At 65.0% G+C, this 21631-nt stretch carries 18 protein-coding genes; 1 reads left to right on the top strand and 17 read right to left on the bottom strand.

Translation table 11 applies throughout. From position 1 onward, the window contains the following. Positions 1 to 8: 8 nt before the first annotated feature. From DTW89_RS09255 to apbC, 17 genes are all read right to left on the bottom strand, one after another. On the bottom strand, positions 9 to 602 hold the full coding sequence (locus DTW89_RS09255) for a LemA family protein (RefSeq protein ID WP_114655723.1): 594 nt from the start codon (positions 600 to 602) through the stop codon (positions 9 to 11). A 194-nt stretch (positions 603 to 796) separates the two neighbouring features. Next, a complete protein-coding gene (locus tag DTW89_RS09250; protein ID WP_114655722.1) occupies positions 797 to 1228 on the bottom strand; it encodes a group II truncated hemoglobin in 432 nt (143 codons plus the stop codon). Between the two features lie 91 nt (positions 1229 to 1319). Further along, positions 1320 to 3839, bottom strand: coding sequence for an ABC transporter permease (locus DTW89_RS09245; RefSeq protein WP_114655721.1), 2520 nt, complete (start codon positions 3837 to 3839; stop codon positions 1320 to 1322). Positions 3840 to 3960: 121 nt separating this feature from the next. Continuing rightward, a complete protein-coding gene (locus tag DTW89_RS09240; protein ID WP_114655720.1) occupies positions 3961 to 4848 on the bottom strand; it encodes a formate dehydrogenase accessory sulfurtransferase FdhD in 888 nt (295 codons plus the stop codon). A 174-nt stretch (positions 4849 to 5022) separates the two neighbouring features. Further along, complete coding sequence (locus DTW89_RS09235) at positions 5023 to 5412, bottom strand: hypothetical protein (RefSeq protein ID WP_024816080.1); 390 nt, start codon at positions 5410 to 5412, stop codon at positions 5023 to 5025. A gap of 11 nt (positions 5413 to 5423) precedes the next feature. After that, positions 5424 to 6626 carry a formate dehydrogenase subunit gamma gene (locus DTW89_RS09230; RefSeq protein WP_114655719.1) on the bottom strand — a complete coding sequence of 401 codons (1203 nt, stop codon included), beginning with the start codon at positions 6624 to 6626 and terminating at the stop codon, positions 5424 to 5426. Between the two features lie 13 nt (positions 6627 to 6639). Next, positions 6640 to 6870, bottom strand: a complete 231-nt coding sequence (locus DTW89_RS09225; protein WP_024816082.1) for a hypothetical protein — start codon at positions 6868 to 6870, stop codon at positions 6640 to 6642. After that, positions 6867 to 7487 carry a formate dehydrogenase FDH3 subunit beta gene (fdh3B, locus tag DTW89_RS09220; RefSeq protein ID WP_024816083.1) on the bottom strand — a complete coding sequence of 207 codons (621 nt, stop codon included), beginning with the start codon at positions 7485 to 7487 and terminating at the stop codon, positions 6867 to 6869. Before fdh3B ends, DTW89_RS09225 begins: the two co-directional genes overlap by 4 nt. A gap of 29 nt (positions 7488 to 7516) precedes the next feature. Further along, a complete protein-coding gene (locus DTW89_RS09215) occupies positions 7517 to 10489 on the bottom strand; it encodes a formate dehydrogenase subunit alpha (RefSeq protein WP_114655718.1) in 2973 nt (990 codons plus the stop codon). Between the two features lie 14 nt (positions 10490 to 10503). Continuing rightward, entirely contained in the window at positions 10504 to 10713 is a 210-nt protein-coding gene (locus tag DTW89_RS09210; protein WP_024816085.1) for a hypothetical protein, read from the bottom strand. A 135-nt stretch (positions 10714 to 10848) separates the two neighbouring features. Beyond that, entirely contained in the window at positions 10849 to 11478 is a 630-nt protein-coding gene (locus tag DTW89_RS09205) for a TorD/DmsD family molecular chaperone (protein WP_114655717.1), read from the bottom strand. Continuing rightward, positions 11475 to 13544: a 4Fe-4S binding protein gene (locus tag DTW89_RS09200; protein WP_114655716.1), complete on the bottom strand. Its 2070-nt coding sequence runs from the start codon at positions 13542 to 13544 to the stop codon at positions 11475 to 11477. Before DTW89_RS09200 ends, DTW89_RS09205 begins: the two co-directional genes overlap by 4 nt. Next, positions 13504 to 14211, bottom strand: coding sequence for a DUF3306 domain-containing protein (locus DTW89_RS09195; protein WP_114655737.1), 708 nt, complete (start codon positions 14209 to 14211; stop codon positions 13504 to 13506). Before DTW89_RS09195 ends, DTW89_RS09200 begins: the two co-directional genes overlap by 41 nt. Next, positions 14204 to 14773 carry a DUF3305 domain-containing protein gene (locus DTW89_RS09190; protein WP_024816089.1) on the bottom strand — a complete coding sequence of 190 codons (570 nt, stop codon included), beginning with the start codon at positions 14771 to 14773 and terminating at the stop codon, positions 14204 to 14206. The genes DTW89_RS09195 and DTW89_RS09190 overlap by 8 nt, the downstream gene beginning before the upstream one ends. 62 nt (positions 14774 to 14835) lie before the next feature. After that, positions 14836 to 17739 (bottom strand): formate dehydrogenase subunit alpha, encoded by a 2904-nt coding sequence (gene fdhF / locus DTW89_RS09185; RefSeq protein ID WP_114655715.1) that lies wholly within the window; start codon positions 17737 to 17739, stop codon positions 14836 to 14838. Further along, on the bottom strand, positions 17736 to 19694 hold the full coding sequence (locus DTW89_RS09180) for an NADH-ubiquinone oxidoreductase-F iron-sulfur binding region domain-containing protein (protein ID WP_114655714.1): 1959 nt from the start codon (positions 19692 to 19694) through the stop codon (positions 17736 to 17738). Before DTW89_RS09180 ends, fdhF begins: the two co-directional genes overlap by 4 nt. A 117-nt stretch (positions 19695 to 19811) precedes the next feature. Beyond that, the gene (gene apbC / locus DTW89_RS09175; protein ID WP_114655713.1) at positions 19812 to 20903 is read right to left on the bottom strand and encodes an iron-sulfur cluster carrier protein ApbC; all 1092 of its coding nucleotides are present in this window, start codon (positions 20901 to 20903) and stop codon (positions 19812 to 19814) included. A 112-nt stretch (positions 20904 to 21015) separates the two neighbouring features. Here apbC and DTW89_RS09170 point away from each other — a divergent pair, with 112 nt between their 5' ends. Next, the gene (locus DTW89_RS09170; RefSeq protein WP_442858102.1) at positions 21016 to 21591 is read left to right on the top strand and encodes a restriction endonuclease; all 576 of its coding nucleotides are present in this window, start codon (positions 21016 to 21018) and stop codon (positions 21589 to 21591) included. Positions 21592 to 21631 lie beyond the last annotated feature (40 nt).

Genomic DNA, 21631 nt, shown 5'->3' with positions numbered 1-21631 from the left:
GCAGCTGGTCAGAACTGCACCTTGGGCGCGGCCCGCTCTTCTTCGCTGCGCGTGGATTCGAGCATGGGGGCCGTGGGAAACCCCAGCAATCGGGCCACCACGATGGCCGGAAACTGCGCGGCCTGGTCGTTGAAGTCGAGCACCTGGTCGTTGTAGGCCTGGCGGGCAAAACCCAGGCGGTTTTCGGTGCTGGTGAGCTCCTCGCTGAGCGATTGCATGGTCGCGTCTGCCTTGAGCTCGGGGTAGCTTTCGGCCACCACCATCAGTCGCCCCAGGCTGCCACCCAGGGCCTGCTCGGCCACCGCCAGCGCACCGATGGCGCTGGCACTGGTGGGCGCCGCCCGCGCTGCGGCCGCCGCACCTTGCGCCTGGCCGCGCGCCTTGATCACCGCCTCCAGCGTGGCCGCCTCGTGGGCCAGGTAGCCGCGCGCCACTTCCACCAGGTTGGGCACCAGGTCGTAGCGGCGCTTGAGCTGCACATCAATCTGGCCAAAGGCGTTGGCAATGCGGTTGCGCAGTTGCACCAAACGGTTGTAAACGGCGATGGCCCAAATCACCACCACGGCGACCAACGCCAGAACCATCCATGCAGTTGCCGACATATCCCACCTCCCATTTGATTGAATGAGAGCATCTTAACGGCCGAAGATGGCTTGGCTGAGCCGGAGCGGTACGCGAGGCCCACTGTGCGCATCCGCCACTCCACGATACGCACAAAATTTGCGCAGAATACGAATCAAACCCTTGATGAGAAAGCGCCAACAGCTACCAAATAAATAGCATCCGTTCTGCCACCTCACACGCCCTTGTTGCGCATCCAGTCGGCGGTGCCCATGAAGCTTTCGCGCAGGCGCGCCCGCAACGCATCGGGAACACCCGTCTCTCCCATGGCCTGGTCCATGCAGGCCACCCACTGGTCACGCTCTTTGATGCCGATGGCAAACGGCATGTGGCGCATGCGCAGGCGCGGATGGCCAAATCGGCTTTGGTAGTGATCGGGGCCGCCCAGCCAGCCGCACAGAAACCAAAAGAGCTTTTGCCGGGCATCGGCCAGCTCATTGCCGTGGGCGGCACGCAGCTCGGCGTAGCCGGGCTCCAGGTCCATCAGGTCGTAAAAGCGCTCGGTGAGCGCATGCACCCGGCTTTCACCGCCGATCCACGCAAAGGGCGTCTCGGCGGCTGCGGGGTCGGAGCGGTCTGCGTGCGCATCAGGGACGGAAGAATTCATATAAAAACAGGCTCTAGTCCAATGGTATCAAGCGCTAGCAGCTATCAAATCAATATCAAAAATTGTCAAGGCAACGGTCGCACGCCATCACCTACTCTGCGGCACGGCGCAGCGTTTCCACCACGGGGCGGTTCAGCACATCGCGCAGCCCCCACCAGCCCGCCGCCAGCGCCAGCACGGCGCCCGCCAGGGCCCCCGCCAGCGGCACCCAAAGTGCGGCGGTCCAGGCGAAATCGAACACATAGCGCGCCAAGGCCCAGCCCACAGCCACGGCCACGCAGCTGGCCAGAAAGCCCGCGAGCAACCCGACGCCTACCAGTTCGGCGCGCTGCACCTGGCGCAACAGGCTGGCACGGGCCCCCATGGCACGCATGATGGCGAACTCGCGCGCGCGCTCTTCGCGCGTGGCCGTGACGGCCGCGAACAACACCACCAGCCCGGCGGCCAGCGTGAAGGCAAACAAAAATTCGACCGCCTGGATCACCTGCTCCAGCACGCGCTGCACCTGGGCAATGGTGGCGCCCATGTCCACGTTGGTGATGTTGGGAAACTGGCGCACCAGCGCGTTGTCAAACCCCGCCTTGTCGGGCGCCCGATAAGCGGCCAGGTAGGTCACGGGCACATCCTTGAGGCTGGCCACGGGATACATCACGAAGAAATTGGCGCGCATGGAACCCCAGTCCACCTTGCGCAGGCTGGTGATGCGGGCCTCGTTCTGCACACCGCCCATGTCGAACTGCAGGCGGTCGCCCAGCTGCAGGCCCAGGGTTTGCGCAATGCCTTCTTCCACGCTGATGGCCCCTTCTTCGCCCGGCGTCCATTGGCCAGCAACCACCTGGTTGTGGCCGGGCGCTTCGACCGCGTTGGAGAGATTGAACTCGCGATCCACCAGGCGCTTGGCGCGGTCTTCTGCATAGCTGTCCGGCCCCACGGGTTGGCCGTTCACGGCCAGCAGGCGGCCGCGAATCATCGGGTACCAGTCGTAGCGGGCCACGCCAGCGTCTTGAAGCACCTGCTGAAAGGCCTCTGCCTGGTCGGGCATGACGTTGATGACAAAGCGGTTGGGCGCATCCGGCGGGGTGGCCTGGCGCCAGCTGGAAATCAGGTCGGTGCGCAGCAGCACCAGCAGCACCAGCGCCAGCAGCCCCACGGCCAGGCTGCTGACCTGCACCACGGCATAGGCCGGGCGGGCCGATATCTGCCGCGTGGCCAGCACCAGCCAGCGCGGTGCGGTGGACTCGTTGACGCTCTTGCGCAGCAGTTTCACCGCGCCCCAGCTCAGCAGCGCAAACAGCGCCACGGCTGCAGCAAAGCCACCCACGGCAATCAGACCCAGCGCCAGGTCGCTGCTCACGGCCAGCAGCAGTGCTGCAAAACCGGCCACGCCCACCGCTAGCACCACCAGCGACACGGGTTTGAGCCCACCCATGTCGCGACGGATCACGCGCAGCGGCGGCACCTGGGCCAGTTGCAGCACCGGCGGCAGCCCAAAGGCCAGCAGCAGCGTAATGCCCATGCCCAGGCCAAATGCCACGGGCCACAGGCTGGGCGCGGGCAGTGCCGACTCCACCAGCCCCGCCAGCAGCAGCACAAACACGTTGTGCACCAGGTAGCCAAGCGCCACACCCATCGCACTGGCAAACAAACCGATCAGTGCGAACTCGGTGGTGTAGGCGCCCGCAATGGCGCGCTGGCTCTGGCCCAGCACACGCAGCATGGCCGAGGCATCCAGGTGGTCGGCCGCAAAGCCGCGCGCTGCCAGCGCCACGGCCACGGCCGACAGCAATGCCGCCAGCAGGGCCACCAGATTGAGGAATTTCTGGGCGCGGTCCAGCGTCTGGCGCATCTCGGGGCGGCCGCTTTCAAGCGACTCAACCCGCACGCCGTGCACTTCGGGCTTTGTCGCCTCGATGGCAGCCCATTCGCTGAAAGCCTTGACGGCTGCAGGCGAACCGGCCACGGCAAAGCGGTAGGTCAGGCGGCTGGCGGGTTGCACCAGGCCGGTGGCGGGCACATCGGCCTGGTTGAGCATGGCGCGCGGCGCAAAGCTCATGAAACCGGCGCCCCGGTCGGGCTCCACCACGATGATGCGTGCAATGCGCAACTGGGCATCGCCCAGCAGCAACATGTCGCCCATCGACAGCCCCAGCGCTTCCAGCAAGGGGGCGTCCACCCATACCTCGCCCGGCGCAGGAATATCGCGCGTGACCTGCGCCACGGCATCGGGCGAATCGGCCACCTGCAGGCTGCCGCGCAAGGGATAGCCCGGCTCCACGCTCTTGAGGGCCACGAGCTTGGTGGCACCGCCTTGCACATCGCTGGCCCGGCCCATGGTGGGAAAGCCCATGGTCGTCACGGTCTGCAGGCCGAGCGCCCGCGCACGCTCGGCAAAGGCGGGGGGCGTGGGGTTGTCGCTGGCCACCACGGCGTCGCCGCCCAGCAACTGCAGGGCGTCACGCTGAAGCCCTCCCTGCAACCGGTCTGCAAAAAAACCCACCGACGTCAGCGCCGCTACCGCCAGGGTGACAGCCACCATGAGCAGGCGCAACTCACCCGCACGCAGGTCACGGGCCAGGGTGCGCAACCCCAGGCGAAAAAAGGAGAGATTCATGGGTATGAACCTTAGCGCAATTGCGCCGCCGAAGCGGCATTAGGGGCTTGACAAACCCTGGTGCGCTTGCCAGCCGGTCTGCCGTCAGGCAAATACGCAACGCTCTGCTGCGCGGTAAACACTATCCAACGGCGGCGGGCACGGCAGGATGAGCAACTGCTAGTTCGGGCTGCAGCAGCAAGCGGTCGGCGCCGCTGTAACAGACAAAGCGCCGGTTGGTTGCACGGCCAATGGCACACAGGCCAAGTTGCTGCGCAACTGCATGCCCCATCTGCGTCATGCCGCTGCGCGACACCACGATGGGAACGCCCATCTGGGCCGATTTGATGACCATCTCGCTGGTCAACCGCCCCGTGGTGTAGAAGACTTTGTCGCTTCCGGCCATTTCACCGGCCTGCATCCACATCCAGCCGGCAATGGTGTCGATGGCGTTGTGTCGGCCCACGTCTTCTACAAAGATGAGCAACTCTTCACCGCAAAACAGCGCACAGCCATGCACTGAGCCGGCAGACTTGTAAGTGCTTTCCTTGATGCGGATGGCATTGACGATGCCATAAAGCTGCGCCTGGGTGAGCTGCGCTGCGGGCAGATCGATGCGATCCACCTCGTCCATCAGTCCGCCAAACACGCTGCCCTGGCCGCAGCCCGTGGTCACCACCTTGCTGGCAGTGCGTTCTTCGATGCGCGCGATGCCGTGGCGCGTCTTGACCGCTGCCGCATGGACTTCCCAATCGACGGTGATGGATTCGATGTCCTGCACCGATTGCACCAGCCGCTGGTTGCGCAAATAGCCCAGCACCAGCAATTCGGGCTGCGCACCCAGGGTCATCAGGGTCACAAGCTCGCGTTTGTCCACGTAGATGGTGAGCGGCCGCTCTGCGGGAATCTGCACCTGCTCGCGCTCACCCAGCTCATTGACAACCTCCACACTGTGGGTGAGAGGCGCTTGGGCTTGCGTAAGACGCGGCAGCATTGGCACAACAGAAGCAGGGTGCGAGGAACGTTTCATGGTGCCAATATACGCGGCAGCCGCTCATGCGGCATGGCGCGGGGACTGTCGATGACGGGCTGCACTGGTGCTGCGACGATCTGCGCACTGTCCGCAGGGCGTCGGTCCGGTCCTGCTACAAAAAAAGCCGCGCCCACAAAGTGGACACGGCTTTCATCCAGGCAATGGCTGCCTTCAGGACTTGGGCGCAGACGCGGCTGCCGCAGCAGGCACCAGCGTGCTGGGCGGGCTGCTGGCGGTGCCTGGCGGCGAATGCGCGCCAGCCGCCTCAGCGGGCTTGGCCGCTGGGGGCGTGTAGGCAAAGGGGCCGGGATCGGTGCAACCCGAACCCACCGCAGCGGCTGGCTTGGCCGATGGTGCCGTGTTGCGGTAGTGGGCTGCCACGCGATCTTGCGAAAGACACAGCTTGTAGTTGCCCACCTTTCCAGCCCAGGCGGCCTTGGCGGCGGCTTCGGCAGCCTTGGCAGCTGCCTCAGGCGAGGGTGCAGGCAGCTTGGCAGATGCCAACGTGCAAACACTGGCTGCGCACAGCGCCAGCAACGAGGAACGAGAAAAATGCGTCATGGTGCGAAACCTCATACCTGCGCGGGACGACCCGCAGATGGTGTTGCGGCAGCATCGGCCGCCGGGTGGCTGGCGCTGCGTTGCCGTGGAATCTTGCCCGCCTGGACATCGTCATACCAAAGTTCATGGTGCTCACGGGCCCAGCCTTCGCTGACGTAGCCGGTTTTCATGGCCTTGTAGGCACCACGCATGCCGACGGTTCCCATGTAGATGTGACCGCAGATCAAGGCCATCATCCAGATCGCCAGCACGGCATGGATCATGTGGGCGACCTGCATGTCGCCACGCACATCGCCAAAGCCGGGAATCAACTTGTCCAGCACCAGGCCTGTGGCCACCACGACGATGCCGGGAATGGTGATGCCCCACCAGAACAATCCCTTTTCGCCCGCGTTGAAGCGGTGTGAAGGCACCTGATGATCGCCACTGCCGAGCAGGCCGCCGCCCTTGCTCAGCCAGACAAAATCTGCACGATTGGCAATGTTGTCCTTCACAAAAGTGACAATGATGACCAGCAGCGAGACGGCAAACAAGGGGCCCATGAAGTTGTGCACGTTCTTGAGCGCGTAGGCCAGCCAGCCAAACAGCGTGCTGCCCATGACAGGCAGCAAAAAGAACTTGCCAAACGCCATCACAATGCCCGAAATAGCCAGGGCAATGAATGCGCCGGCGTTCGCCCAGTGCGCGGCGCGCTCAAACGGTGTGAAACGCTCGATCTTGCGGCCCGATTCAGGGTGCTCATGCCCCAGGGAACCCTTGGTGAAATAGAAAATCGCCAAGGCAAGCAGCACAATTCCCAGCAAGGCCGCGCCATAAGGGATGATCCACTGGTTGCGCACCTGGCGCCAACCCTCGCCAGCGTTGGTGAAACGCGCGCCTGGGTACTGCACCATCGGCTGAATCAGGTTGCCGGCCTCGGGCGCCTGGCTCAAGGGCAGGCTGCTGTAGCCGGTAACGCCCTGCCCCACCTGGCGCCACATCGGCGCGTTGTTGCCCGGCTGCACCTTACCGCGCTCGCCGTTGGTCTGCTCAGCGTATTGGGGGTCGGCGCTGGCGTCGGGCTTCACCTGAAAGATGTTCTGGCTCTGAATCCCTGCCACTGCAGGCGCAGCGGAAGGTGCGGGAGCCACGTCAGAGGCCGCAGGCGTCTGAGCGTTCACGGTGCCCAACGCCGATGCCATTCCCAACAACAAGGCACACACGATGTGTTTCATAACGGGCCTCGCTTTATTGGGTGCGGGTGTATTCGTTCTGGCCGTATTGCTGGCGCGCCTTCAGATGCTGCTCCCAGCCCGCCTTGTCGCCTGCTTTCCAGCCCGGCTGGGTGAAATTGCTACCCGTGCCCGCGAAGGGTGCAGCGTCTTGCTTGACGCCACCACCGGTCTGCGGTTTTTCGGTGCAGGCACTCAGGCCGGCAAGGGCCAATACCGCCGTCAGGGTGATGGAAATACGTTTCATGGCTTGGCTCCTGCAGGTGGCTGGGCACCCTGTTGTGTGCCATAGGCGGTGCCCCAGCCCCACACTTCGGCCCCTTTGCCGCGCTGAACGACACGGTTGCGGAAAATGTCGGCAACCACATCACCATCACCCGCCAGCAGGGCCTTGGTCGAGCACATCTCGGCGCAGGCTGGCAACTTGCCTTCAGCCAACCGGTTGCGCCCGTACTTTTCAAACTCTGCCTGGCTGCCATTGGCCTCGGGGCCACCGGCGCAGAAGGTGCACTTGTCCATCTTGCCGCGCACGCCGAAAGTGCCTTGCGACGGAAACTGGGGTGCGCCAAACGGGCAAGCGTAGCTGCAATAGCCGCAGCCGATGCAGACATCCTTGTCATGCAGCACCACGCCTTCGTCCGTGCGGTAAAAGCAGTTCACGGGGCAGACTGCCATGCAGGGCGCGTCGCTGCAGTGCATGCAGGCCACCGAGATCGATTTTTCGCCGGGAACACCGTCGTTGAGGGTGACCACGCGGCGGCGGTTCACGCCCCACGGCACCTCGTGCTCGTTCTTGCAGGCGGTAACGCAGCCGTTGCATTCGATGCAGCGCTCTGCATCGCAGATGAATTTCATTCGTGCCATTGTTCTGTCTCCTGGTCAGCGCGGTGCGCTCAAGCCCGTTCCACGTTGCAGATCGTGGTCTTGGTTTCCTGCATCATGGTCACGCTGTCGTATCCATAGGTAGTGGCGGTGTTCACAGCCTCGCCCCGCACGATGGGGGCGGCCCCCTTCGGGTAGTGCGCCAGCATGTCGGCACCCTGCCAGCGGCCAGAGAAGTGGAAAGGCATCCAGACCGTGTCCGGTGCAACCCGTTCGGTGACCAGCGCCTGCACATTCAGGCGGGCGCCCGTGGGAGAGCTCAGCCACACGCGCTCGCCGTTGCGAATGCCTCGGTCGGCAGCCGTCTTGGGGTTGATTTCCACAAACGCCTCTTGCTGCAACTCGGCCAGCCAGGGGTTGGAGCGGGTTTCTTCGCCGCCACCTTCGTATTCGACCAGACGGCCGGAACTCATGATGAGCGGGAATTTTTCGTAGACCTTGTCGGCCACATTCTTGTCCTGCAGGCTCTTGTAGAGCGTGGGCAGGCGCCAGAAAGCCTTCTTGTCGTCGTGCGTGGGGTACTTGGCCACCAGATCGGGACGCGTGCCATAGATGGGCTCGCGGTGCTGGGGAATCGCATCGGGGAAGTTCCACACCACGGCCCGCGCCTTGGCGTTGCCAAAGGGATGGCAACCATGGTTCTTCATGACCACGCGGATGATGCCACCCGAGGAATCGGTCTTCCAGTTCTTGCCTTCGGCCGCCGTCTTCTCGGCGTCGGTCAGCTCGTCCCACCAACCCAGCTTCTTGACCAGCACATGGTCAAACTCGGGATAGCCGGTGGTGATGTCTGCGCCCAGTGAGTGCGATCCATCTTCGGCCAGCAGATTCATGCCGTCCTTTTCCACACCAAAGTTGGCGCGGAAATTACCACCACCGTCCATGACGTGGCGCGAGGTATCGTACAGATTGGCAGAGCCCGGGTGCTTGAGGTCGGGCGTGCCATAGCACGGCCAGGGCAGTCCGAAATAATCGCCGGTGAAGTCGTACCCGGTTTCCTTGTCCTTGCCGCCCTTGGCCTTGAGGGTTTTCACGTCGAACAAGTGCATGTTCTTCATGTGGGCCTTCAGGCGCTCGGGGCTCTGGCCGGTGTAACCGATGGTCCAGACACTGCGGTTGATTTCACGCAGGATGTCCTCTGGCACAGGCTCGTCCATGCCCTTGACCTTCTGCATCTTGTAGTTCTTGGACAACTCGTTGGCAAAGCCGAGTTTCTCTGCGAACTGGTGCATGATCATGTGATCGCTGCGGCTCTCCCACAACGGCTCGATCACCTTTTCGCGCCACTGCAGCGAGCGGTTGGATGCCGTGCACGAACCGCTGGTTTCAAACTGCGTGGCAGCTGGCAGCAGGTACACCGCGCGGTCCGGGTTCAGATCTTCGGGGTTGCCGGGCATGGCCGCCATGGCTGCGGTAGCCGACGGATAGGGGTCGACCACCACCAGCAGATCGAGCTTGTCCATGGCCCGCTTCATTTCGAGGCCACGCGTCTGTGAGTTGGGAGCATGTCCCCAGTAGAAGACGCCGCGCAGGTTGGAGTCCTGGTCGATCAGCTCATTCTTCTCCAGCACGCCATCGATCCAGCGCGACACGGTGATGCCGTTCTTGCTCATCATCGCGGGCGAAGCGTAGCGGCCCTTGATCCACTCGAAATCCACGCCCCAGGCTTTGGCAAAGTGCTTCCAGGAGCCCTCGGCCAGGCCGTAGTAGCCGGGCAGCGAGTCAGGGTTGGGGCCCACGTCAGTCGCGCCCTGCACGTTGTCATGGCCGCGGAAGATGTTGGTGCCACCGCCGCTCTTGCCCACGTTGCCCAGGGCCAGCTGCAGAATGCAGGAGGCACGCACCATGGCGTTGCCGATGGAATGCTGCGTCTGGCCCATGCACCACACGATGGTGCCAGGGCGGCTATCGGCCAGCATCTTGGCGACCTTGAACATCTGGTCTTCCTTGACGCCGCAGGCCTCTTCCACCTTGTCGGGTGTCCACTTGGCCATGACCTCGTCGCGCACCTTTTCCATGCCGTAGACACGGTCATGGATGTACTTCTTGTCTTCCCAGCCGTTCTTGAAGATGTGATAGACCAGGCCGAACAGGAAAGGAATGTCGGTGCCCGAGCGGATGCGCACGTACTCGTCGGCCTTGGCGGCCGTGCGGGTGAAGCGTGGGTCCACCACGATCATCTTGCAGCCGGTTTCCTTGGCATGCAGCATGTGCAACATGCTCACGGGGTGGGCTTCAGCCGCGTTGGAGCCGATGTACAGAGCGACCTTGCTGTTTTGCATGTCGTTGTACGAATTGGTCATGGCGCCGTAGCCCCAGGTGTTGGCCACACCCGCCACGGTGGTCGAGTGGCAAATGCGCGCCTGGTGATCGCAGTTGTTGGTGCCCCAGAAGCTCACGAACTTGCGCAGCAGGTAGGCCTGTTCATTGCTGTGCTTGGAAGATCCGATGAAGTACACGCTGTCAGGGCCACTGGCCTTGCGCAGTTCCAGCATCTTGGCGGAGATTTCGGTCAGGGCCGTATCCCAGCTGATGCGCTCGTACTTGCCGTTGACCAGCTTCATGGGGTAGCGCAGGCGGTACTCGCCGTGGCCGTGCTCGCGCACTGACGCCCCCTTGGCGCAGTGGGCGCCCAGGTTGATGGGCGAGTCAAACACCGGTTCCTGGCGCACCCAGATGCCGTTCTCGACCACGGCATCCACAGCACAGCCCACCGAGCAATGGGTGCACACGGTGCGGCGCACTTCGATCTTGCTGTCGCCCAGGCCGACCTTGGCACCCTCGGCGGCGTTGGATTTCTTGACCAGTGCGAGCTGCGACGCCGCAATCCCTACCCCGACCCCCAGGCCGGAGCGGCGCAGGAAAGAACGGCGGTCCATCGTGGGCAGCGCCTGCGAAAGGCCCCGGCGCAGGCTGTGCACAAACGGCGAAACGGGTGCGGAGGTGCCCTGGGGGGCGTGCGAAGACTTCTTGGTTAGCAACATGGCGTGCCCCGCTGTCAGAGTTGGGTGGTTTTGTAGTACTGCTTGACGTGGTCCGACACGTAGTAGCCACCGCCTTTTTCAGGGGCCACACGAGCGACCTCGGCCACTACGGCATCGGCCGGGGCCATGCGGGGCAACGTGGCCACAGCTGCTGCAGCGGCGCCCACCGTGGCGGCGCCGGCAAAGAACTTACGACGGGAAGAAGAAGGCTGGCGATCCGGCATGCATGTCTCCAGTGGCTGGCAGTTATGAACGTATTTGCATACAGTCTATGTCAGTGTGTAAATCCCTGCAATTGGGTGAAACGCCTGCGACCGATGGAGCCGCGAGGCAAACAACACCTGGAGGGATACCCACCATCAGTCGAGCATGTCGAAGCCCTGCGCTTCCACCGCCACGAAAGCCCGCGTGAATTGGGCCAGCGCGGCATAAAAGTGGGCTGCGGGCTGCCCCTGCAGGGCATCGCACAACTGCAAAATCCAAGGCTGCAGATGTGTCGCAAAAAAGTTGCATTGCGCCGTCAGGTTGCAGACAGCCACGTCGTCACCCGCAATCAGGTAACGCATCACTTCGCACAGATAGGCCACATGGTCTTCGGTTTCCGGCATCGCTTCGCCACGCGCCAGGCCCAGCGCCGCAAGGTCGCTGCGCAATCGCACCAGCGGCTTTTCGTTCAAAAATCCGCTCAGGTAATGCGAGCCATACAGAAACACTTCTGGCTTGCCCACGCCACCGAACAGGCGGTCAAATTCTGCGGCAATGGCCTCGTCGTCCTGGGCCCGCGCAGCCCCCACCAGTTGCTGCCAGGGTTCCTGCAAAAAACCGCCTGCCGCGGGGGCTTCGGTGACCGCCACGCGCAGTGCCGCCAGGGTGTCAGGGGTAGGCCTGGCGTAGTAAAGCTGCGCCAGCAGCCCATACAGCTCAGCGCGCGCGGTTTCTTCGTCCAGCGCCGAACTGCCGGCCAGGTTCAGGGAGAGGGAATCGCTCACAGGTCGGTCACTTTCGTTTCGCTTTGGGAGGAATACAGGTCGATGACGCGGCAATCGCTGCACATCTTGAGCCGTTCCAGTGCCTCGCCCTGGAACATGGCGTGGCCCGACAGCTTGCCCAGCATGGCCTCGATGGCCTTCACGGTGCCGAAGGGTTTGCTGCATCGCACACAGGCCCAGGGCTTGGCTTCATTGAGCACGCGCAACTGGCTGCGCTCGGGCGTGAGCAGCAGCCGCGGCTGCAGCGCAATGGCGTCTTCGGGACAGGTGCTGGCACAGAGGCCGCACTGCACACAGTTTTGCTCGATGAAACGCAACTGGGGCAGCTGCGGGTTGTCCTGCAGCGCACTGGCCGGACAGGCGCTCACGCAGCTCAGGCACAGCGTGCAGCGGTCCTTGTTGACCGCGATGGTGCCCAGCGGCGCCCCTGCCGCAGGCAGCGCAATGGCTTCGGGCCGCTGGGCCGCGGGCATTGGGGCTTGGGCAATCAGGTGGTCGAGTGCCAGCTCCAGCGTGCTGCGCTTTTCTTGCGCCGCGGCAAAACGGGCAGCCACCGACGGCACCGTCTGGCGGGTTTGCGACAGGGCCTGCAGGCCGGCATCCAGATCGGTGGGATTGCGCGCGCGCAGCAGTTTCAGGTGCGTGCCTGCATAGCCCAGGCCATTGAGGATCGCCTGGGCCACCGCCATCTGCGCCTCCAGGCCGTCCAGGTATTGGGGTGCCTCCTCGCTGGTGACCAGCACCACGATCTGCGAGGCGCCAAAGGCCACGGCACTGAGCCACAGGTCCACACCCGTGCTGGCCGTGTGCCACAACGCCACCGGCAGCACATGCGCCGGTACCCCGTGGGCAATCTTGAGCTGCGCCGCCCGGCCCAGCTCTTCCACCAAGTCCTGGCCACGCTCCTGGCTGTGCAGCAGCAACACGGCGTCCTTGCCACCGGCCGCCGTGTAAGTGGACAACAGGGTCTTGAGCTTCAGGCCCTGATCGGTGGCACCGGGGTAGGCGTAGGTCAGCGCGCCCGTGGGGCACACGGTGGTGCAGGCGCCGCAACCCACGCACAGGTTGGGGTTCACCTTGATCTGTTGGCGGCTCTTGTCGCTGGTGATGGCTTCGGCCGAGCAGATGTCCACGCAGGCATTGCAACCCACGGTTTCGTTGCGGCTGTGGGCGCAGAGCTTTTGCTTGTAGGCAAAGAACTTGGGCTTTTCGAACTCGCCCACCAGCTCGCGCAGGCGCAGCAGCATGCCCATGTCACGCCCGTCCCAGCGGAAATAGCCTTGGGGCAGCGCGTGCTGCAAAAACGTGGGGGTGGCGTCTGCCGGGCGCAGATCGAGCACCAGATCGAAGCGCTCCTGGTGCGCCGCGGCCTCGCGGGTGAAATCGATGGCTCCCGCCACCTGGCACACCTTGACGCAGGCGCGGTGCGACTGGCAGGCCGACAGGTCGATCTGGTAGTCGAGCCCGATGGCGTTTTCGGGGCAGGCGGCCACGCAGGCGTTGCAGCGTGTGCACAGATCCAGGTCAATCGGGTTGTCGGCCGCCCACTGCAGCTCAAAGGCTCCCAGCCAGCCCGCGAGGCCCGTGATGCGCCCGCCCAGCACCGGAAAACGCCGTGCCTGCGCCCCGCCCGCGTTGCCGGGGCCCTGGGTGAACAGCGTGACATCCAGCACATCGGACACCAGCGCGGCCGCCTGCTCTGCCGCGTCCAGCGCGCCGATGATGAGCAGCCGCCCAGCGCTCTTGAACGTGACGGTAGGCACCGGGGCGGGTTCAGGCAGATGGGCGGCGGCCAGCAACGCCGCTATCTTGGGGCTGGCCTTGCCGGCGTCGCGGCTCCAGCCACCCGTTTCGCGGATGTTCACGAAACGGATGGGAGAGAGCGCGCCTTCGGTCTGCTGCCCCAGGTCGGCAAACAGCCGTTGTTCCTGCGTGCAGGCCACCACAACGGGTTCACCGCTCTGGATCGCACGCTGGAATGCGCCAGCATCACGCCGGCACAGGGTGGAATGGAGGGTCAGGTTTTCATGCAGTGCCTCGCCCAGCGCTTTCGCGTTGAGGGGCATCGTCTGGTTGCAGTCGCAGATCAGCGTGGTCATGTGGTTCTTGGCTGGCAGGCAGGGCCGGTTCGCCGGGGTGCGAACGCATGGCCGTCACCGGCGTGCTGGGTAATTCAGTGCAGTCCCCCGACTGTGCCACGCCTTCGCTGACGCTGGCGTCAGCATCATCCCCAGTCTGACCGTCTCCAGGGGCCATTGCCGGCACCTGGGCCACGGGCGCGGACTCTTGCGTTTTTTTCTCGTCGTCAAAAAAGCCCAGAAACTGGGCGCTGGCCATCTGGCGCAGCATGGATGCGGGCAAGGGGTCGGGAATGGAATAGTCCCCGATATAGATGTCGAGCCCATCCATCACGTTGTAATGCGGGTCGGCAAACAACTTCTTCATGGCCGCGTTGCGCACTTCGGGTGCCACACCACGGACCACGAAGGGCTTGAAATCGGAATCAGAGGTGAGCGCCTGGGCGTCGGCCAGCGTGGGGGGCGGCGGCTCGGCCGCTGCCGGTGCAGAGGTTGCGGGCACCGGAGCGGCCTGCGCGTTCACTGCCTGCGGGCGGCTGCCCGGTGTCGCAGCCGGTTCCAGCAGCACAGGGGCGGGCGCGGGTTCCTGCAGCGGTTTGCCCTCGCGCACATCCCGCTTGCGCTGCGACCAGCGGCCCAGGAACCCATCAGCCATGGTTTCCTCCTGCACCACCGCCACCGCCACCGCCCCGCATTTTTTCGGTAGACACCGACGCGGGGTTGCCAAAACGGTCCTGCAGCGACCTAAAACTGTCGGGCCGCTTGCGGCGCTTGGGCTCGGGCTGGTAATGGGCGTCTACAAAGGCGCGCAGGCCTTCCAGCACTTCGGGGGCGGCTGGCACCTGTTCCACGGACTCCTGCGCATCGAGCCAGCGGCCGGCGTCGTGGTAGCTCAGGCTCACCGCCACGGGGCGCGCCAGCGGTGTGTTGGTGCCGGTGTCCTCATCCATGCGCCACATCACAAACCAGCAGGGCGCGGGCGACGCCAGGTTCAGGTGATAGCCCTCGGCATCGTCGCGAAACAACTCTACGGCAAAACCGGGGAACAGCCACAGCTCTTCACGCTCATCCTGCCGCAGCCGCCGGGGCTCGGTGCCAAATGCAGGCTCATGGGGCACCACATCGGCCAGTGACCAGCGCCAGGGCTGCCAGCGGTTGTCAATGCGTTCGCGGCGCATCAGAACGGCGACTTCAGAAGTAGGACGGGGGGTGGACATGGCCTGACTTTACCCCGGCGCAATGCCCCATGGGCCACCCGCGGGCAAAGCCCTCGTCTGCGTCATTGCGCTGATGGTGGCAGCACGGTGATGGCCACGGCGCAATATTTGAACTCGGGGATCTTGCCAAACGGATCGAGCGCCGCGTTGGTCAGCAGATTGGCCGCAGCCTCCACATACGCGAAGGGCATGAAGACCGTGCCACGCGGCGTGCCGTCGTCGCGGCGCACGCGCACCTGCAGCATGCCGCGGCGCGAGCGAATGCCCACCAGCGCACCGGGCTGCACGCCCAGCCGGGCCAGTTCGTCGCCATGCAGCGATGCGGTGGCCATGGGCTCAATGGCGTCCAGCACGGTGCTGCGCCGCGTCATGCTGCCGGTGTGCCAGTGCTCCAGCTGGCGGCCGGTGATGAGCACCAGCGGAAACTCGGCATCGGGCTTCTCTGCCGCCGGCGTCCCACTGGCAGGCACCAGCGTGAGGCGGCCCGTGGGCGTAGGAAATTTCTCGGTAAAGACGATGGGCTGGCCCGGGTCGTCTTCGGTGAGGCAGGGGTAAGTCACGCTCGAATCGCGCTCCAGCCGGTTCCAGGTGATGCCCTCGATGCTCGCGTGCATGGCCTGGCGCATTTCGTCGTACACGGCGGCTACGCCAGATTCCTCGCCTTCGTAGTTCCAGTCCAAGCCCATCCGTCGAGCAAGTTGCTGGATGATCCACAGATCAGGCTGAGCATCACCGGGCGGGTTCAACGCGCGGCGGCCCATCTGCACCATGCGGTCGGTGTTGCTGGCCGTGCCGGTCTTTTCGGGCCAGGCGCTCGCGGGCAGCACCACGTCGGCCAGCCAGGCGGTTTCGGTCAAAAAAATGTCCTGCACCACCAGGTGCTGCAGGCTGGCCAACGCGTGGCGCGCATGGTTCAGGTCGGGGTCGCTCATGGCCGGGTTCTCGCCCATGATGTACATGCCGCGCACCTTGTGCGGGTCGCTGTCGTCGGCCAGGGCCTTGTGCATGATCTCGACCACCGTGTAGCCCGGCGCCTCGTCCAGCTTCGTCCCCCAGAATTCTTCAAACCACGCATGGGCCCCGGCGTTGTCCACGCGCTGGTAGTTGGGGAACATCATGGGGATGAGCCCTGCGTCGCTCGCACCCTGCACATTGTTCTGGCCGCGCAGCGGGTGCAGGCCCGAGCCGGGCTTGCCGATCTGGCCGGTGACTGCGCACAGCGCAATCAGGCAGCGCGCGTTGTCGGTGCCGTGCACGTGCTGGCTCACGCCCATGCCCCAGAGGATCATCGATGCCTTCGCGGTGGCAAAAGCCCGCGCCACCTCGCGCAGCGTCTCGGCCGGAATGCCGCAGACGGGCGCCATGGCCTCGGGGCTGCAGCCCATCACATTGGCCTTGAGCGCCTCGAAATTGTTGGTGCGATCGCGGATAAATGCCTCATCCACCAGGCCTTCGTCGATCACAGTGTGGATCAGTGCGTTGAGCAGGGCCACGTCGGTGTCGGCCTTGAACTGCAGCGTGTGCCAGGCGTGGGTTCGCAAGTCGGTGATGCGGGGGTCGGCCAGCACGATCTTGGCGCCACGTTTTGCGGCGTTCTTCATCCAGGTGGCGGCCACGGGGTGGTTGGCTGTGGGGTTGGAGCCGATCACGAAGATCAGCTCGGCATGCTCCACGTCGTTCACCGGGTTGCTCACCGCGCCCGAGCCCACGCCTTCGAGCAGCGCGGCCACGCTGGAGGCGTGGCACAGCCGCGTGCAGTGGTCCACGTTGTTGCTGCCAAAGCCGGTGCGCACGAGTTTCTGGAACAAGTAGGCCTCTTCGTTGCTGCACTTGGCCGAGCCAAAGCCCGCCAGTGCCTTGGGGCCGTGCGTGTCGCGCAGTGACTTCAGCGTGCCGGCGGCCAGATCGAGCGCCTCGTCCCAGCTGGCCTCGCGGAACACCGCCCGCCAGTCGGCACCGTAGGGCTGCACCTCTTTCGGCACGCCGGGCTTGCGGATCAGCGGCACCGTCAGGCGGTCGGGGTGGTGGGCGTAGTCGAAACCAAAGCGCCCCTTCACGCACAGGCGGCCATGGTTGGCCGGGCCGTCGCGGCCTTCGACGCTGATGATTTTTTCGTCGCGCACGTTGTAGGTGATGAGGCAGCCCACGCCACAGAACGGGCAGACCGAATCGACCTTGCGGTCCACCTTTTGGGAGCCAATGTGCGTCTTGGGGCTGAGCGCGCCCGTGGGGCAGGCCTGCACGCATTCGCCGCAGGCCACGCAGATGCTCTCTGCCATGGGGTCGTCGAGGTCGAAGACGATCTTGCTGTCGGCACCACGCAGCGCGTAGCCGATCACGTCGTTGACCTGCTCTTCACGGCAGGCGCGCACGCAGCGGTTGCACTGGATGCAGGCGTCCAGGTTCACCGCCATGGCGGGGTGGCTCAGATCGGGCGCGGGCTGCTGGCGGCGCAGGGCTTTCAGCGCGGGCCGCGCTGCCACGCCCAGGCGGGTGGCCCATTCGCTCAGCTCGCCGTGTTGACCTGTCGATTCTGGAGTTTTAGAGTCAAATTGGCCTCTAGCGCTTTCTGGATAAGCGCTACCAGCTATTAATTCAGGAGTGTTTTTCTGTTCGTCGTTCCACCGGTAACCCATATCGGGCATGTCCGACAGCAGCATCTCCACCACCATTTGCTGGCTCTTGCGGGCGCGCGGGCTGGCCGCCTGCACCTTCATGCCCGGCGTCGGGGCACGGCAGCAGCTGGGTGCCAGCGTGCGCTCGCCCGCGATCTCGACCACGCAGGCGCGGCAGTTGCCATCGGGGCGCAGGCCGTCGCTGTAGCAAAGGTGGGGAATTTCCACACCGTGGCGCTGCGCGGCTTTCAGGATGGTTTCGCCGGGGCGGGCGGTGACGGGCTGGCCATCCAGCTCAAAAGCCACGCCGGGCTCGACGGGTGTGGCGCAAGAGGTCAACACGGCGCTCATGGCTTCGCCCCTCCCGGCAGTTGCTCGGTCAGCGGGCTGTTGCGCGGCTTGGGCAGGTCGCCCGGCCAGGGCCCGGCACCCACTTCGTGCGCAAAGTATTTGTGGATGCAGCGGATGGGGTTGGGCGCGGCCTGCCCCAACCCGCAAATGGATGCATCGGCCATCACCTGCGCCAGGTCGTCCAGCGAGTCAGCATCCCACTGCGGCGCCTGCATCAGCGTGGCCGCCTTGGCCGTGCCCACGCGGCAGGGCGTGCACTGGCCGCAGCTTTCGTGTTCAAAAAACCGCATCACGTTCAGCGCCGCATCGCGCGCCCGATCGTGCTGGCTGAGCACGATGACGGCGGCCGAGCCGATGAAGCAACCATAGGGCTGCAGGGTGTCAAAGTCGAGCGGGATGTTGTTCAGGCTCGCGGGCAGGATGCCGCCCGAGGCACCGCCCGGCAGGTAGGCGTAGAGCTGGTGGCCGTCCGCCATGCCGCCGCAGAATTCGTCGATGAGTTCCTGCACGGTGATGCCCGCAGGCGCCAGCTTGACGCCAGGGTGCTTCACGCGCCCGCTCACGCTGAAACTGCGCAGCCCCTTGCGGCCGTTGCGCCCAAAGCTGGCAAACCAATCCGGGCCGCGCTCGACGATGTCGCGCACCCAGTACAAGGTCTCGAAGTTGTGCTCCAGCGTGGGGCGGCCAAACAGGCCCACCTGTGCAATGTAGGGAGGGCGCATGCGGGGCTCACCACGTTTGCCTTCGATGCTTTCGATCATGGCCGACTCCTCGCCGCAGATGTAGGCGCCCGCGCCCCGGCGCAGCTCGATGTGCGGCAGGGGGCATGGTGGCTCGGCGCGCAGGTGATCCAGCGCCGTCTGCAGCAGTGCGCGGCAGCCGTGGTATTCGTCGCGCAGGTAGATGTAGACGGACTCGGTGCCCACCACCTGGGCCGCGATGAGCACGCCTTCCAGAAAACGGTGTGGGTCGCGCTCCAGATAGGTGCGGTCCTTGAAGGTTCCAGGCTCGCCTTCGTCAATGTTCACGGCCATCACGGCCGTGCCGCCAAACGCCCCCGTGTCGCTTGGGGCGGCCTGGGGCTCGGCAAGAGCGGCTTGCTCCCGAACAATGCGCCACTTGCGCCCTGCCGGAAACCCCGCACCGCCCAGGCCGCGCAGGCCCGAGTTCTCCATGGCGGTCAGCACGGCCTCAGCATCCATCTCGCCATTGACCAACGCTGCGGCCGTCTGATAACCGCCGTGGGCGCGGTAGGTGGCCAGGTCGGTGTGGGCGGGGCTGACCCCGTCCGGCTGCACCGGCACACTTTGCCCGGCCAGCGTCGCAACGTCAAAATTAATAGCTGCTTGCGCTTGTGGATGAAGCGCCAGAGCCCGATTTGGCTTCAAATTGACGGCGTCCAGCACGGCATCGACCGTGGCGTGCGGCACCGGGCACTGGTGCACCACAGCCACCGGCGCCTGCTCGCAGCGGCCCACGCAGGGCACAGCCTGTACCTGCACATCGCCCAGCCCTCCACCCAGGTTCATCGCACGCAGGCGCTCGGGCAACGCAGCCAACAGTTCGCGTGCACCGGCCAGGCTGCAGCTGAGGCTGTCGCACACGCGCAGCACCAGGCGCGGGGCCACAGCGTCATCGCCACGCACGATGTCGAAGTGGTGATAGAAGCTGGCCACCTCGTATACCTCGGCCATGGGCAGATTCATCTGCCGGGCCAGCGCCACCAGGTGCCGGTCGTGCAGCACGCCAAAGTGGTCGTTCAGGCGGTGCAGATACTCAATGAGCAGGTCGCGCCGCAAGCCTGTGGCCGGGCGCGGGCCGAGTAACTGCGCCACCTCGGCCATGGCGGCGTCTTCGGGCTGGCGGCCCTTGAGGTGGCTTTTGCGGCGGATGCGCTCGCGCATGTCATCAACGGACACGGCGGCCACGGTGGGGGCTTCGGGGGTGGATTTCATGGGGCCATCAAGCGAAAAGCGTCAACCGCAGGCAGTGTGGCGGCCGCTTGCAGCCGCGTCAATGCCGCGTCCCCACCGCACGGAGCCGCCACTGCCACCGCCCGATCCGCCCGGCGCTCAGGTGTTCTTGCTGATCGAGATGGTGGGGAACTTGCTCGAAAAATCTTTCGCCTGCCGGGCGATCTTCACCGCCACCTCGCGCGCCACCTTCTTGTAGATCTGCGCCACCTCGCCATCCGGGTCGGCCACCACGGTGGGTTTGCCGCTGTCGGCCTGCAGGCGGATGCTCATGTCCAGCGGCAGCGCGCCCAGGTAATCCATGCCGTAGTCGGCCGCCATTTTCTTGCCGCCATCGGCGCCAAAGATGTGCTCCACCTGTCCGCAGTTGCTGCACACATGCACCGCCATGTTTTCGACAATGCCCAGGATGGGCACGCCCACCTTTTCAAACATCTTGATGCCTTTTTTGGCGTCGAGCAGCGCGATGTCCTGGGGCGTGGTCACGATCACGGCGCCGGTCATGGGCACACGCTGGCTCAGCGTGAGCTGGATGTCGCCCGTGCCGGGCGGCATGTCGATGATGAGGTAATCGAGGTCTTTCCAGTTGGTCTGGCGCAGCAGTTGCTCCAGCGCCTGCGTGGCCATGGGGCCGCGCCAGATCATCGCTTCGTCCTGGTCCACCAGGAAACCGATGGACATGACCTGCACGCCGTAGTTCTCGAGCGGCTCCATGGTCTTGCCGTCGTCGCTTTCGGGGCGGCGGTTGATGCCCAGCATCATGGGCTGGCTGGGGCCATAAATGTCGGCGTCGAGCACACCCACGCTGGCGCCTTCGGCCGCCAGGGCCAGCGCCAGGTTGGCAGCGGTGGTGCTTTTGCCAACACCGCCCTTGCCCGATGCCACGGCAATGATGTTCTTGACCTGCGGAAGCAGTTGCACGCCGCGCTGCACGGCGTGCGCCACTACCTTGGTGGTGATGTTGACCGAGACGTTCTCCACGCCCGCCACTCCCTTGGCGGCGGCCACCAGGCTGCGGCGCAGCTCGGGCAGCAGGCTCTTGGCCGGGTAACCCAGCTCGACATCAAAGGCTACATCGCCGCCATGAATCTGCACATTGCGCAAGGCGCGGGTGCTGACGAAATCCTGGCCCGTGTGGGGGTCCTGCACGCTGGTGAGCGCGGCCAAAAGGCCTTGTTCGGTGACTGCCATTCAAATAACTCCTGTGGGGCGGGTAGTCTATCCAAGCGACTCAACCCCATGCGTTGCAGGACAATGCCTGCGCCCGCCAGCCGCCCACCACCCCGACAACAAAAGGACTTCCGTGAAATTCAAGATGCCGCCCAACTCCCTGTTTGCCGTGCTGCTGCGCTCGCCCTGGTGGATCAGCTTTGCACTGGTGGGCCTGATCGCGCTGGTGGCCTTTGCCCTGCTGCCCGCGCAATATGCGGTGGTGGGGGCGCTGGGCGGCCTGCCGATCTTTGTGGTGGGCTGCATGGCGGCGTGGCGGCAGCTGCACGCGCCCAGCCCGGCGCGTGTGGCGCAAGCCCTGCAGGCGGCGCAGACCATGCCCTGGCGCGGCTTTGCCGACACCCTGGCCGCCGCGTGGCGCCAGGGCGGTTTTGAGGTGCAGCAACTCGACGGCGGTGCCGCCGATTTCTGCCTGACCAAGAGCGGCAGCACCACGCTGGCCAGCGCGCGCCGCTGGAAAGCCGCCACCCATGGCGTGGAGCCGCTGCGCGAGCTGCGCGCCGCCATGGAGCAACGCGGCGCCACTGCGGGGCTGTATGTGCTGGCCCAGGGCAGCCTCAGTGACAACGCCCGGCTGTATGCGCGCGACAACAGCATCACCATCGTGCAGGACAACGCACTGGCCGCCCTGCTGCTGGCCAAGCCCTGACGCGGCGACAACGCCCACCCCAAAAACCGCCTCCCCGCGC

Origin of the sequence: Acidovorax sp. BoFeN1 (assembly GCF_003345135.1) — a bacterium.
In the GTDB taxonomy this organism is placed as follows: Bacteria; Pseudomonadota; Gammaproteobacteria; order Burkholderiales; family Burkholderiaceae_C; genus Acidovorax; species Acidovorax defluvii.
Note: the sequence above shows the minus strand (reverse complement) of the source record. Positions and strands in the feature narration are given on the sequence as shown.

Coding starts and splice junctions, on each gene's coding strand:
- DTW89_RS09215 (WP_114655718.1), bottom strand. CDS start 10,489: ATGTTGCTAACCAAGAAGTCTTCGCACGCCCCCCAGGGCACCTCCGCA.
- DTW89_RS09235 (WP_024816080.1), bottom strand. CDS start 5,412: ATGACGCATTTTTCTCGTTCCTCGTTGCTGGCGCTGTGCGCAGCCAGT.
- DTW89_RS09240 (WP_114655720.1), bottom strand. CDS start 4,848: ATGAAACGTTCCTCGCACCCTGCTTCTGTTGTGCCAATGCTGCCGCGT.
- fdhF (WP_114655715.1), bottom strand. CDS start 17,739: ATGAGCGCCGTGTTGACCTCTTGCGCCACACCCGTCGAGCCCGGCGTG.
- DTW89_RS09255 (WP_114655723.1), bottom strand. CDS start 602: ATGTCGGCAACTGCATGGATGGTTCTGGCGTTGGTCGCCGTGGTGGTG.
- DTW89_RS09250 (WP_114655722.1), bottom strand. CDS start 1,228: ATGAATTCTTCCGTCCCTGATGCGCACGCAGACCGCTCCGACCCCGCA.
- DTW89_RS09180 (WP_114655714.1), bottom strand. CDS start 19,694: ATGAAATCCACCCCCGAAGCCCCCACCGTGGCCGCCGTGTCCGTTGAT.
- DTW89_RS09230 (WP_114655719.1), bottom strand. CDS start 6,626: ATGAAACACATCGTGTGTGCCTTGTTGTTGGGAATGGCATCGGCGTTG.
- DTW89_RS09195 (WP_114655737.1), bottom strand. CDS start 14,211: ATGGCTGATGGGTTCCTGGGCCGCTGGTCGCAGCGCAAGCGGGATGTG.
- apbC (WP_114655713.1), bottom strand. CDS start 20,903: ATGGCAGTCACCGAACAAGGCCTTTTGGCCGCGCTCACCAGCGTGCAG.
- DTW89_RS09200 (WP_114655716.1), bottom strand. CDS start 13,544: ATGCCCCTCAACGCGAAAGCGCTGGGCGAGGCACTGCATGAAAACCTG.
- DTW89_RS09225 (WP_024816082.1), bottom strand. CDS start 6,870: ATGAAACGTATTTCCATCACCCTGACGGCGGTATTGGCCCTTGCCGGC.
- DTW89_RS09210 (WP_024816085.1), bottom strand. CDS start 10,713: ATGCCGGATCGCCAGCCTTCTTCTTCCCGTCGTAAGTTCTTTGCCGGC.
- fdh3B (WP_024816083.1), bottom strand. CDS start 7,487: ATGGCACGAATGAAATTCATCTGCGATGCAGAGCGCTGCATCGAATGC.
- DTW89_RS09190 (WP_024816089.1), bottom strand. CDS start 14,773: ATGTCCACCCCCCGTCCTACTTCTGAAGTCGCCGTTCTGATGCGCCGC.
- DTW89_RS09245 (WP_114655721.1), bottom strand. CDS start 3,839: ATGAATCTCTCCTTTTTTCGCCTGGGGTTGCGCACCCTGGCCCGTGAC.